Here is an 11,904-nt window from a genome sequence, read left to right as displayed (position 1 = left end):
GATGAATATCACCGAGCTGTCCATCCGCCGCCCCGTCACCACCATCATGTTGTTCGTATCGATGGTGGTGATCGGCCTGATCGCTGCGTTCAAGCTGCCGCTGGAGTCCGAGCCGGAAGCATCGATCCCGTTCTTCTTCATCGCACTGCCGTACCCGGGTTCGACCCCGGAAGAAGTTGAGCGCAACCTGCTGCGGCCGGTTGAAGAGGCCATCGCCACGATGCCCGGCATCAAGACGATGAACTCGCGCGCCAATGCCGAGGGTGGCCAGATCCAGGTCGAGTTCAGCGATTGGAACCGCGACATCGCCATGGCCGCCTCCGAAGCGCGTGAGCGCATCGACGCGGTGCGTGACGAGTTGCCGGACGACTTCCGCCGTTATTACGTGCAGCGCTGGAGCACCAGCGACCAGGAAGCGATCAGCCTGCGCCTGAACAGTGCCGAGGACCTGACCGCGCGCGCTGACATGATCGAGCGTGCCATCAAGCAACGCCTGGAGCGTCTGCCCGGCGTGGCCCGTGTTGAAGTGGAGGGCGTTGCCAAGCAGGAAGTGCTGATCGCGCTGGACAAGGACCGCATCAGCGCGCATGGCGTTGCCCTGAATGATCTGGTGCAGAAGCTGCAGGCAGCCAACTTCGCGGTATCGGCCGGGCAGATCACCGAGGACGGCCGCCGCCTGCGCGTGCAGCCCAAGGGTGAGCTGCTGGAAGTGCAGGAGCTGCGCGACCTGCCGGTCAACAACCGCGGTACCCGCCTGTCGGACATCGCCGAGGTCAGCCTGCAACCGCAGCGCATGAGTTATGTGCGGCGCATGGAAGGCAAGCCCAGCGTGGGCGTGGACATCTACAAGGAGCGCTCGGCGAACCTGGTGGACCTGTCGCGCGCTGTGACCAAGGAAGTCGCGCTGTTGGGCGAGGATCCGGCATTGCGCGGTGTCGATATCGAGATTGCCTGGGATTCCGGCAAGGCGGTCACCAGTTCACTGCTGGCCCTGGCCGAGGCCGGTGCGATTGGTCTGCTGCTGTCGGTGATCGTGCTGTACGCCTTCCTGCGCCATTGGCCGTCGACGCTGATGGTGTCGATGGCGATCCCGATCTGTTTCATCATGACGCTGGGCTTCATGTACTTCACCGGCATCAGCCTGAACATCATCTCGATGATGGGTTTGTTGCTGGCGGTAGGCATGTTGGTGGACAACGCCGTGGTGGTGGTGGAGAGCATCTACCAGGAACGCGAGAAATACCCCGGCAAACCGGAGATGGCATCCATCATCGGTACCCGCCATGTGGCGATCGCATTGTCGGCCGGCACCTTGTGCCACTGCGTGGTGTTCCTGCCGATGATGTTCGGCGAGAAGAACATCATCACCATCTACCTGACCCAGCTGGCGCTGACCATCTCGTTCTCGTTGCTGGCCTCGTGGCTGGTGGCGGTGAGCTTGATTCCGATGCTGTCGGCGCGGATGAAGACGCCACCGGCCTTGAAGTCGCCGTTCATCAGCCGTTTGCAGGAGCGTTATGCGCGGATATTGCGCTGGACCCTGCAGAACCGCGGCTGGAGCGTGGCCGGTATCGTGCTGGTGTCGGTGCTCAGCGTATGGCCGATGACCCATACCACCGGTGGTGGCGATGACAATGATCCGGATGAGATCAACATCTTCTACCAATGGAAGGGCTCCTACTCCAAGGAGGAGATGGGCAAGGAAGTGCAGCGGGTCGAGGACTTCGTCAATGCCAACCGCGACGCGTTCAAGATCAAGCGCGTCTACAGCCGTTTCGCCGAGCAGGGCTGGGCGCAGACGCGCCTGTACCTGACCGTTGACGACCGCGAGCAGAGCAAGAAGATCGAGGAAGAGGTGCGCAAGGGCTTGCCGCAGTCGGCACGCGCCAAGATCGGTATCGGCTGGCCGGGTGGCATGGGCAGCGAAGGGCAGGGCCTGCGTTTCAGTCTGGTCGGTGATTCAAGCCAGACCCTGCGCGAGTTGGCCGACGACATCGTGCCAATCCTGGCGCGCAATCCCAAGCTGCGCGATGTGCGCGTGGACGTTGGTGATGCCAACGCCGAGCTGGCGGTGCGGGTCAACCGCGAACGTGCAGCGTCGTATGGCTTCAGTGCGCAGCAGGTGGCGCAGTTCGTGGGCATGGCGCTACGTGGCTCATCGCTGCGTGACTTCCACCGTGATGACGTCGAGATTCCGGTCAACGTGCGTTTCTCGGGCTCGGAGAACTACAGCATCGAGGACTTGTCTTCGTTCATGGTGCGCAGTTCCAGTGGCAAGGAGATTCCATTGCTGGCGATGGTGGATGTCAACGTCAATCCAGCGGCCAACTCGATCCAGCGCTTGAACCGGCAGACCATGCTGCGTATCGAGGCTGGCCTGGCCAAGGACGTGCCGATGGACCAGGCGCGTAAATCCGTCGAGGAGACCCTGGACCGCGTGCAGTTCCCGCCTGGCTACGGCTATACGTTCAACGGCGCGGGATTCAACATCAACTTCGACGGCATGGACCAGATGGTGAGTGCGATCTTCATCGCCCTGATCCTGATGGTGGTGATCATGGCGGCGGTGTTCGAGTCGCTGTTGTTCCCGGCCGCGATCATGTCCTGCGTGCTGTTCTCGATCTACGGCGTGTACTGGCTGTTCTGGCTGACCGGCACCGAGATGAACATCATGGCGGTGATCGGCATCCTGGTGCTGATGGGCGTGGTGGTGAACAACGGTATCGTGATGATCGAACACATCAACAATCTGCGCCGACGTGGGGTGTCGCGCACGGAAGCCCTGATTGAGGGCAGCCGTGAGCGTCTGCGGCCGATCATGATGACGATGGGCACGGCGATCCTGGCGATGGTGCCGATTGCCTTGAACACGACCACCGCTGACGGCATGCCGCCGTACTACCCGATGGCGCGCGCGATTGCTGGTGGTCTGGCGTTCTCGACGGTGGTCAGCCTGCTGTTCCTGCCGACCATCTATGCGTTGCTGGATGATCTGCGTACCGGCACGGCACGGTTGGTGCGGCGTGCGCGCGGCTTGCCGCCGGTGGAGCAAGCGGCTGTTGTAGAAGGCTGATTGGTCGAGGGCAGGGAGGCTGTTGCTGTAGCGAAAAGCGAAGGCAACAGCGAAAGCTGAAGCAAGAGCCGCCCTCACCCCTCCCCCTCTCCCGCATGCGGGAGAGGGGACAGCAAGGCACAGGCTGGATCAAAGGCCAAAGCAACAGCCAAAGCAACAGCCAAAGCCAAAGCTGGCGATCGCGCTTCCGCCGCCGAAGCCGGCGATGCAGCAGCAAAAGAAAATGCAGGAGAGCCAATCCCCTCTCCCGCATGGGGGAGTGGGGTAGGGGTGAGGGCGCTTCTAAGCTTTTAAAGCACTTACAGCTTTTAAACCAAAGCTCAAAGCCAAGGCCTCAAAGCCAAAGCTCAAAAGCCAAAGCCTCAAAGCCAAAGCCTCAAAGCCAAAGCTTCACCCAGCCAACTTCCCATACACACTGAAGCCGGTAAGCCACAAGCCCAGCATGCTGCCCAGATTGGTCAGCATGAAAGTCAGCACGATGCGGGTAACGCGATTGCGGTACCAACCCTTCACACTCTGGGCATCGTCACGCAGCTGCAGAAAGTCCTGATACGTCGGCTTGCGCAGCCGGGTCTCCACCAGCGCCGAAAACGCACCGGTGGGAATGCTCAGGCGGAAAGGTTTGAACGGCGCAACCACGATCGCGGTCAGAATGCTCAACGGATGGCTGGCAGCAAGCAATGCACCCAAGCCAGCCAGGCCGCCGGTGAACATCGCCCAGGTCAGCAGCATGTCGGCACCCATGCCCATGCCGCCCTTCCAGAAGCCAAAGCCAATACCGCCGAGCACGATGGCCAGGATGCCCAGCGTGATCCAAGGGATGTTGCGCTTCTTCGGCACCGACTCCAGCTGCTCGCGCAGTGGGCTGGGTGCTTCTGTATCGGTTTCCAGATAGCGTGCCAGTCCTGCAAGGTGACCCGCGCCAACAACCGCCAGCACATTGCGCTGCTCGCTGTTGTGCTCTTCGCGCAGGCGCGTGGCCATGTAGCGGTCACGCTCGCCGATGATGGCCTGATACAGCGCCGGGCTTTCATTGGCGAACTCGCCGAAGCTCGACTCCAGCATGTCGCCTTGCTTGAGTTTCTCGATCTCGTCTTCGCCGACGTCTTCCGAGGAGAACAGGCCAGCGCCCAGTCCCATCACCAGCTTGATCTTGCCGAAGAAGCCCAGGCTCTGCGAGGCGCGACGGAAGGTCAGGCCGACATCGCGGTCGATCAGGTGCACCGGCAGGTCGCTGGCCTTGGCCAGTTCCACCGCGCGCTTGAGCTCGGCACCGGGCTCGATACCCAATTGCTCGGCAAGGCGTCGCTGATAAGCAGCCAGGGCGAGGTTGGCGGCAAACAGCGCCACGCGGCCCTTGCGGATCACCTCGACCAGATCGAGCTGTGCCAAGGCGTTCGGATTGGTCAACGCCTGCAGGCGCTGTGGGTCCAGTTCAACCGCGACCGCGTCGTACTGACCGCTGGCGATTGCCTGCTCGACAGCTTGTACGCTGGCGGCGGATACGTGGGCGGTACCCAGCAAGGTGTAACGCACGCCGTCGCGTTCAACCACGCGCACGGGCTGGCCGGCGAGCACTTCGCCGCCGGTCTCAATAGAGGTGTCAGTCATTGCTTCATTCATTGGAGGGGGCGCTGTCGGCACCGTCGCCGAGTGCGCGTTGCATCTGCACGGTGTCCAGCCAGCGGCCATGTTTGCGGCCGAGGCCGCGGAACACGCCAACCAGCTCAAAGCCGAAACGTTCGTGTAGCTTGATCGATGCGGTATTGGTCGGTTCGCCGATCACCGCGATCATCTGCCGGTAGCCGCGCGCGGTGCATTCGTCGATCAAGGCCTGCATCAAGGCCTTGCCAACGCCCTGGCCCTGGAAGCGAGCATCAACGTAGACCGAGTTCTCCACGGTCCATTGATAGGCGATGCGGGCACGGTAGCTGTTGGCATAGGCGTAACCGGCTACCTCGTCGTCGATGGTGGCGACGAGATAGGGGAAGCCGCGTGCGGTGATGTCCTGCATGCGCTGCGCCATTTCCGACGCGGCGGGCACTTCGTACTCGTAGGTGTTGACCAGCTCGCGCACCTCCACCGCGTAGATCGCGGTGATGGCCGGGATGTCAGCGGGTGTTGCGGTGCGCAGCTGCAGGGTCATGTCAGGTCCGGTCAGTCGATGTAGCGCTTGAGCAGGTCGCCGTAGGCATCAATGCGGCGATCACGCAGGAACGGCCAGATGCGGCGCACGTGCTCGCTGCGCTGCAGGTCGACGTCGCAGACCAGCAGGGTCGGGTCGGTGCCGGCCTCGGCGATGAATTCGCCCTGCGGGCCGAGCACATGGCTGTTGCCCCAGAAGTTGATGCCGGAAGCGCCCAGCGGCGAGGCTTCGTGGCCGACGCGGTTGCAGCTCAGTACCGGCACACCGTTGGCGACGGCATGGCCGCGGTGGCTCAGCACCCAGGCATCGCGCTGGCGGTTTTTCTCGTCCTGCACGTCGTCCGGGTCCCAGCCGATCGCGGTCGGGTAGAGCAGCAGTTCGGCACCGGCCAGCGCCATCAGGCGGGCGGCTTCCGGGTACCACTGGTCCCAGCAGACCAGCACGCCGAGGCGACCCACCGAAGTCTCGATCGGCTTGAAGCCGATGTCGCCCGGAGTGAAGTAGAACTTCTCGTAGAAGCCCGGGTCGTCGGGGATGTGCATCTTGCGGTACTTGCCCAGCAAGCTGCCGTCCTTTTCGAAGACCACGGCGGTGTTGTGGTACAGGCCTGCGGCGCGACGCTCGAACAGCGAGCCGACGATGACCACGCCATGCTTCCTGGCCAGCGCACCGAGGTGCTCGGTGCTCGGACCGGGGATCGGCTCGGCCAGATCGAATTCGTCCACCGATTCGTGCTGGCAGAAGTACGCGCCGTTATGCAGTTCCTGCAGCAGCACCAGTCTCGCGCCCTGCGCGGCAGCCTCGGCTACGCGTGCGTCGATCACGGCCAGGTTGGCGGCGGCATCACCGTGGTTGCGTTCCTGCACCAGGGCGACGGTAAGAGGGCTGCGCGAGTTCATTGCTGCGATCCTGCGGGGGAAAACGCGCATGTTAACGCGGATGCGGGCCGGCAATGCGGTATGGGCTGAACGGAAGGGGCTGCGGCGCGCATGCGGTCGCTTGCGCTTCTCAGGTAGAGCCGAGCCATGCTCGGCTGCCTTTCGCCCAGGACCGTGCAATCCGGATCTGCTACGTACATGTTCAGCCGAGCATGGCTCGGCTCTACGCTTTGAGCCCCTCTCCCGTGTACGGGAGAGGGGGTGGGGTGAGGGCGGCTTTTCGCTGGTAAAGCCTCTGCCGAGCATGGCTCGGCACTACGCTTGCGCCCCTCTCCCGCGTGCGGGAGAGGGGTTGGGGTGAGGGCGGCTTTTCGCTGGTAAAGCCTCTGCCGAGCATGGCTCGGCACTACGCTTTGAGCCCCTCTCCCGTGTACGGGAGAGGGGTTGGGGTGAGGGCGGCTTTTCGCTCGTGAAGCCTCTGCCGAGCATGGCTCGGCACTACAGGTGCGGCGATTAGTGCTTCAGCAGGCCGGCTGGCAGCTGCATGGTGATGCAGTGCAGGCTGCCGTTCTGCCAGATCAGTGAGCGGCAGGGGACCTGCACGATCTCGCGGTCCGGGAAGGCCTGGGCCAGTACGTCGCGCGCAGCGTCATCGGCGGCGTCACCATAAGCAGGCATCAATACCGCGCCATTGATGATCAGGAAGTTGGCATACGAGGCTGCCAGGCGGCGGCCTTCATCGAGCACCGGTTCGGCCCAAGGCAACGGGAACAGGCGGTAGGGCTTGCCGTCGCTGGTGCGCAATGCGGCCAGTTCGGCGCCCATCGCCTGCAGTTCGGCGTAGTGCGAGTCCTGCGGGTCGTCGCAGTTCTGGTAGACGATGCTGTCGACCGAGGCGAAGCGGGCGAGGGTATCGATATGGGCGTCGGTGTCGTCGCCTTCCAGATAGCCGTGATCCAACCACAGCACGCGGTCCTGCTGCATCCAGCTGGCCATGTCGGCGCTGAGCGAGTCGCGGTCGCGCTCGGGGTGGCGTTCGTGCAGGCACTTCCAGGTGGTCAGCAAGGTGCCGGCGCCATCGGTGTCGATGGCGCCGCCTTCCAGCGCGAACGGAATGCTGCGGACCTGCGCGTTGTTGAACACCTGCGCCTGGTCGAGCACGCCAACCAGCTGGTCATCGAGGCTGGCTTCGAACTTGCCACCCCAGCCGGTAAAACGGAAATCCAGCAGCTGGAAACTGCCGTCGCCGCGCTTGAGCGTGATCGGGCCGGAGTCGCGCAGCCAGGTATCGTCATAGGCGGCACTGACGAAGGTCACGCGCTCCATGTCCACGCGGTTCGAGCGCAGGCGCATCTCGGCGTAGGTCTCGATGTCGTCATCGGCCACGCAGATCAACACCGGCTGGTAGCGGGTGATGGCGCTGACCAGCGCGATGTAGGTTTCCTCAACCTCGGCCAGGCGCTCGGCCCAATCGGTGTCGGCGTTCGGCCAGGCGATCAATACGCCGGACTGGGTTTCCCATTCGGCTGGAAAGCGGAGCGTGTCGTTCATTCTTCTCGGATGCAGTCGGCCCGGAGTGGGCGTTGGGGCAGCCGGCTGGATCGCCGGCTGCCGGGAAAGAGTCAGCGGATCGGTGGCTTGGGCCCGACTTCATCCGGGCTGGCCTGGCGGGCCACCACGTCAATCACGCGTTGCTTTTCGAAATACACGGTAAACGCGGGGTAAACCCAGCGGTTGATGGTCGGCCACTGCTGCTTCTGGCCGCCGCGCGGATCAAGGCGCTCGCTCGGTGCGCCGAAGCGGGACTCCACCTCGGTCATGCTCTGGCCGCGGGCTGGAATGGCCTGGGCCGGTTTTTCCTGTGCGCGCTCGATCAACAGGGTGTCGGCGTGCGCTGCGGGTACGGCGGCCAGAACAGCGATCAGGCCCAGAATTTTCAATGCTTGCTTCATGGTCACATCTCCCCAGAGGACAGGCTGCGATTACAGCAAAAAACGGCGACAAAAGTACGGTTTCATGTCGCTATTGCTGCATGTGTCCAACGTAGCGTCATCCCGGCGCGTAGGCACCTACGCAAAAAGCCGCCCGAGGGCGGCTTTTTGACGTTGCCCGATCCTTGCGGATCAGGCACTGGCTTGCGCCAGTTGGCTCAGCGCTGGCGAGCCTTGAAGCGCGGGTTCGACTTGCAGATCACGAAGATCTTGCCGCGACGGCGCACAACTTTGCAATCACGGTGACGGGCCTTCGCCGACTTCAGGGAGGACAGAACTTTCATGGCATACCTCGGCGGATAACTGTAGGGATCTCAGGAGCGCGGCCGCGGATATGCAGGATAACGCTCGTTCAAGCCCGCCATTCTACCGGGTATTTCCATGCCAGTTCAAGTGCTTGCGTACAAACACGTGCGGGAAGGGCGGTGCGGGGCGCTAGAATAGCCTGATTCTCGCTCCAGACAGGCATCCAGATGAGTCAATTGCCCCCCGTTCTCACCATTGATGGCCCCTCCGGGGCTGGCAAGGGAACCGTCAGTCGCATCGTGGCGCGCCAGTTGGACTGGCACTACCTGGATTCCGGTGCGCTGTACCGTGCGGTGGGTGTGGCTGCCAGCTGGGCAGATATCGATACCTCCGATGCGTCGGCGCTGGTCCGCTGCACCTTTGATACCAAGGTGCAGTTCGTGGAGCAGGGCGAAAACCTGCGGGTGCTGGTCAATGGCACCGACGCTACCGATGAGCTGCGGCTGGAAACCACGGGCGCGCTGGCTTCGGCGATTGCGGCCATTCCGGAGGTGCGGTCGGCGCTGAAGGAGCGACAGCGCGCATTCAGGGTTCTGCCGGGGCTGGTGGCCGATGGCCGCGATATGGGTACCGTCATCTTCCCGGATGCCCCATTCAAGGTTTTCCTGACTGCGAGCGCCGAGGAGCGAGCTGAGAGGCGGCATAAACAGTTGAAAGAAAAAGGGGTTTCGGTTAACTTTGAAGACCTCCTGCGTGAGATCATGGCCCGCGACGCCCGTGATGCACAGCGCGCAGTGGCGCCCCTGAGGCCGGCCGAAGACGCCATCCTCATCGACACCAGCGGTATTGGCATCGACGACGTCGTTGCCAAGGTGCTGGGTCTGGTTTCCAAGGAAGCCTGATCCTCGCAGCGTTGAGTGCGATCAATTGATCGATCGCAGTCGCACAGAGATGTTGCAACAACCCGCTGCGCAATGGTGCGTGGTGGGCTTTTTCATTCACATGCGGCCGCTGTCATGGGGTCGTCCAACAGGCTGGACAGTACGGGTTTTCGCAACAGATCCGCTGTCCATATGTTCAACTGAGTAAATCTAATGACCGAATCATTTGCAGAACTGTTTGAAGCCAGTCAGGCCAATCTGGCCAAGCTGAAGCCCGGTGCCATCGTTATCGGTACCGTCGTTGATGTCCGCGGCGACGTGGTGATCATCAATGCCGGCCTGAAGTCCGAAGGCATCGTGCCGATCGAACAGTTCCGTAACGACGCTGGTGAGATCGACGTGGGCGTGGGCGACCAGGTGAAGGTTGCCCTCGACTCGATCGAGAACGGCTTCGGCGAAACCGTCCTGTCGCGCGAGAAGGCAAAGCGCGCCATGGTGTGGGACGAGCTGGAAGAAGCGTTGGAAAAGAACGAAACCATCACCGGCCGCATCAGCGGCAAGGTCAAGGGTGGTTTCACCGTGGACATCAAGGATGTCCGCGCATTCCTGCCCGGTTCGCTGGTCGATGTGCGCCCCGTGCGCGACCCGGCCTACCTGGAAGGCAAGGAGCTGGAATTCAAGCTCATCAAGCTGGACCGCAAGCGTAACAATGTGGTCGTGTCGCGTCGTGCAGTTGTCGAGAGCGAGCACTCGGAAGAGCGCGAGCAGCTGATGGACAAGCTGCAGGAAGGCGCAATCCTGAAGGGTGTCGTCAAGAACCTGACCGATTACGGCGCATTCGTGGACCTGGGCGGTATCGACGGCCTGCTGCACATCACCGACATGGCATGGAAGCGCGTGCGCCATCCGTCCGAAGTCGTGAACGTCGGCGACGAGCTGGACGTGCGCGTGCTGAAGTTCGACCGCGAGCGCAACCGCGTTTCGCTGGGCCTGAAGCAGCTGGGCGAAGATCCGTGGGACAACATCGCACGTCGTTACCCGGCCAACAGCCGCGTGTTCGGTAAGGTCTCCAACGTGACCGATTACGGCGCATTCGTTGAGATCGAGCCGGGCGTTGAAGGCCTGGTGCACGTGTCCGAGATGGATTGGACCAACAAGAATGTCAACCCGTCCAAGGTTGTCCAGGTTGGTGATGAAGTCGAAGTGATGGTGCTGGACGTTGATGAAGAGCGTCGTCGTATCTCGCTGGGCATGAAGCAGGTTGCTGCCAACCCGTGGGAAACCTTCGCTGCCATCTTCAAGAAGGGCGACAAGGTTTCCGGCCAGATCAAGTCGATCACCGATTTCGGTATCTTCATCGGTCTGGACGGCGGCATCGACGGCCTGGTGCACCTGTCGGACATCAGCTGGAACACCACCGGCGAAGACGTGGTTCGCAACTTCAAGAAGGGCGACACCCTGGACGCAGTGGTCCTGGCCGTCGATCCGGAGCGCGAGCGCATCTCGCTGGGCGTCAAGCAGCTTGAGCAGGACCCGTTCGGCCAGTACATGGCTGCCAACCCGAAGGGTTCGAAGGTCGAAGGCGTCGTCAAGGAAGTTGATGCCAAGGGCGCAACCATCGAGCTGGCTGACGGCATCGAAGGCTACGTTTCGGCACGTGACGTCGCCAACGAGCGCGTCGACGACGCGACCCAGTTCCTGAAGGTCGGCGACAAGGTCGAAGCCAAGTTCGTGGGCATGGACCGCAAGGGCCGTACCCTGCAGCTGTCGATCAAGGCCAAGGACGATGCCGAAATGCGCGAAGTGCTGGAGGAATACCAGTCCTCTTCGGCATCCAGCGGCACCACCCAGCTCGGCGCGCTGCTGCGTGCACAGCTGAACGGCAACAAGTCCGAGTAATCGGCTTCCTGTTGTAGATTTGACCTGGCGGCCCGGACATCAGGCCGGGCCGTTTCAGGGTAAGACCCTGCCATTGACGAGTACGCAATGACCAAATCCGAATTGATCGAAATCCTCGCGCGCCACCAGGCGCACCTGAAGGCTGATGATGTCGATCTGGCGGTGAAGTCGTTGCTGGAAATGATGGGTGGGGCGCTGTCCTCCGGCGACCGTATCGAGATCCGCGGTTTCGGTAGTTTTTCCCTGCATTACCGCCCGCCGCGTCTGGGCCGCAATCCGAAGACCGGTGAGTCGGTCGCGCTGCCGGGTAAGCATGTGCCGCATTTCAAGCCGGGCAAGGAGCTGCGCGAGCGCGTCAGTTCGGTCGTTCCGCTGGAAAGTGACCCGGCCTGAGTCAAGTATCGCTTGAGTATTCCGCGGCAGATTGAATGCTGCGAATTCATGCGCTGAACGGTAAGCTACGGGCTCTTGTTACAGGAGTAAGCCGGCGCATGAAGATCGTTCGATTAGTAATCCTGCTGGCGGTGTTGATAGGGGGGCTGGTGATCGGCTCGCTCAACTCCCAGGCAATTGATATCAGCCTTGCGTTCTGGGTGCTCAAGACCACTTCCGGTATCGCGATCATCGCATCGCTGCTGCTGGGTGCCCTGGTCGGTGGCGGCCTGGTGATGGCTGCGCTGGTCATCCCGATGTACGCCAAGCTGCGTCGCGCCAACAAGGCCGCGACTGCAACGGCTGAGCCGGTCGCGCCAGTCGCACCGACGCCATCTCCCTTTGACGGACGCTGAGC

General features: G+C 62.3%; 11 protein-coding genes. 5 read left to right on the top strand and 6 right to left on the bottom strand.

Annotation, left to right across the window (positions count from 1 at the left end; genetic code table 11):
• The first annotated feature begins 1 nt into the window (after position 1).
• Complete coding sequence (locus tag ACVOLV_RS06450) at positions 2 to 3,073, top strand: efflux RND transporter permease subunit (RefSeq protein ID WP_481553672.1); 3,072 nt, start codon at positions 2 to 4, stop codon at positions 3,071 to 3,073.
• Positions 3,074 to 3,463: 390 nt separating this feature from the next.
• On the opposite strand, the gene ACVOLV_RS06445 is transcribed toward ACVOLV_RS06450, so the two are convergent.
• From ACVOLV_RS06445 to ykgO, 6 genes are all read right to left on the bottom strand, one after another.
• On the bottom strand, positions 3,464 to 4,696 hold the full coding sequence (locus tag ACVOLV_RS06445; RefSeq protein WP_481553671.1) for a TraB/GumN family protein: 1,233 nt from the start codon (positions 4,694 to 4,696) through the stop codon (positions 3,464 to 3,466).
• Positions 4,689 to 5,219, bottom strand: coding sequence for an N-acetyltransferase family protein (locus ACVOLV_RS06440; protein ID WP_481548975.1), 531 nt, complete (start codon positions 5,217 to 5,219; stop codon positions 4,689 to 4,691). The genes ACVOLV_RS06445 and ACVOLV_RS06440 overlap by 8 nt, the downstream gene beginning before the upstream one ends.
• A gap of 11 nt (positions 5,220 to 5,230) precedes the next feature.
• The gene (locus tag ACVOLV_RS06435; RefSeq protein WP_481553670.1) at positions 5,231 to 6,118 is read right to left on the bottom strand and encodes a carbon-nitrogen hydrolase; all 888 of its coding nucleotides are present in this window, start codon (positions 6,116 to 6,118) and stop codon (positions 5,231 to 5,233) included.
• A gap of 492 nt (positions 6,119 to 6,610) precedes the next feature.
• Positions 6,611 to 7,648 carry an agmatine deiminase family protein gene (locus tag ACVOLV_RS06430; protein ID WP_481553669.1) on the bottom strand — a complete coding sequence of 346 codons (1,038 nt, stop codon included), beginning with the start codon at positions 7,646 to 7,648 and terminating at the stop codon, positions 6,611 to 6,613.
• A gap of 71 nt (positions 7,649 to 7,719) precedes the next feature.
• Positions 7,720 to 8,049 carry a hypothetical protein gene (locus ACVOLV_RS06425; RefSeq protein ID WP_481553668.1) on the bottom strand — a complete coding sequence of 110 codons (330 nt, stop codon included), beginning with the start codon at positions 8,047 to 8,049 and terminating at the stop codon, positions 7,720 to 7,722.
• Between the two features lie 197 nt (positions 8,050 to 8,246).
• On the bottom strand, positions 8,247 to 8,372 hold the full coding sequence (gene ykgO / locus ACVOLV_RS06420) for a type B 50S ribosomal protein L36 (RefSeq protein WP_005409283.1): 126 nt from the start codon (positions 8,370 to 8,372) through the stop codon (positions 8,247 to 8,249).
• A 189-nt stretch (positions 8,373 to 8,561) separates the two neighbouring features.
• On the opposite strand from ykgO, the gene cmk reads away from it, so the two are divergent.
• From cmk to ACVOLV_RS06400, 4 genes are all read left to right on the top strand, one after another.
• Positions 8,562 to 9,236, top strand: a complete 675-nt coding sequence (cmk, locus tag ACVOLV_RS06415; protein WP_481553667.1) for a (d)CMP kinase — start codon at positions 8,562 to 8,564, stop codon at positions 9,234 to 9,236.
• Positions 9,237 to 9,428: 192 nt separating this feature from the next.
• Complete coding sequence (gene rpsA, locus ACVOLV_RS06410; RefSeq protein WP_062167945.1) at positions 9,429 to 11,114, top strand: 30S ribosomal protein S1; 1,686 nt, start codon at positions 9,429 to 9,431, stop codon at positions 11,112 to 11,114.
• Between the two features lie 87 nt (positions 11,115 to 11,201).
• Positions 11,202 to 11,507: an integration host factor subunit beta gene (locus ACVOLV_RS06405; protein WP_057628209.1), complete on the top strand. Its 306-nt coding sequence runs from the start codon at positions 11,202 to 11,204 to the stop codon at positions 11,505 to 11,507.
• 98 nt (positions 11,508 to 11,605) lie between these two features.
• Complete coding sequence (locus ACVOLV_RS06400; protein ID WP_481553666.1) at positions 11,606 to 11,902, top strand: hypothetical protein; 297 nt, start codon at positions 11,606 to 11,608, stop codon at positions 11,900 to 11,902.
• Positions 11,903 to 11,904 lie beyond the last annotated feature (2 nt).

The organism is Stenotrophomonas sp. STEN023 (assembly GCF_056760135.1).
The sequence above is the reverse complement of the archived record's forward strand: the minus strand, read 5'-3'. Positions and strand labels throughout refer to the sequence as shown.

Excerpts from the sequence above, each read along its gene's own strand:
- ACVOLV_RS06440 (WP_481548975.1), bottom strand. The coding sequence starts at position 5,219 with ATGACCCTGCAGCTGCGCACCGCAACACCCGCTGACATCCCGGCCATC.
- ACVOLV_RS06430 (WP_481553669.1), bottom strand. The coding sequence starts at position 7,648 with ATGAACGACACGCTCCGCTTTCCAGCCGAATGGGAAACCCAGTCCGGC.
- cmk (WP_481553667.1), top strand. The coding sequence starts at position 8,562 with ATGAGTCAATTGCCCCCCGTTCTCACCATTGATGGCCCCTCCGGGGCT.
- ACVOLV_RS06400 (WP_481553666.1), top strand. The coding sequence starts at position 11,606 with ATGAAGATCGTTCGATTAGTAATCCTGCTGGCGGTGTTGATAGGGGGG.
- ykgO (WP_005409283.1), bottom strand. The coding sequence starts at position 8,372 with ATGAAAGTTCTGTCCTCCCTGAAGTCGGCGAAGGCCCGTCACCGTGAT.
- ACVOLV_RS06450 (WP_481553672.1), top strand. The coding sequence starts at position 2 with ATGAATATCACCGAGCTGTCCATCCGCCGCCCCGTCACCACCATCATG.
- ACVOLV_RS06445 (WP_481553671.1), bottom strand. The coding sequence starts at position 4,696 with ATGAATGAAGCAATGACTGACACCTCTATTGAGACCGGCGGCGAAGTG.
- ACVOLV_RS06425 (WP_481553668.1), bottom strand. The coding sequence starts at position 8,049 with ATGAAGCAAGCATTGAAAATTCTGGGCCTGATCGCTGTTCTGGCCGCC.
- ACVOLV_RS06435 (WP_481553670.1), bottom strand. The coding sequence starts at position 6,118 with ATGAACTCGCGCAGCCCTCTTACCGTCGCCCTGGTGCAGGAACGCAAC.
- rpsA (WP_062167945.1), top strand. The coding sequence starts at position 9,429 with ATGACCGAATCATTTGCAGAACTGTTTGAAGCCAGTCAGGCCAATCTG.
- ACVOLV_RS06405 (WP_057628209.1), top strand. The coding sequence starts at position 11,202 with ATGACCAAATCCGAATTGATCGAAATCCTCGCGCGCCACCAGGCGCAC.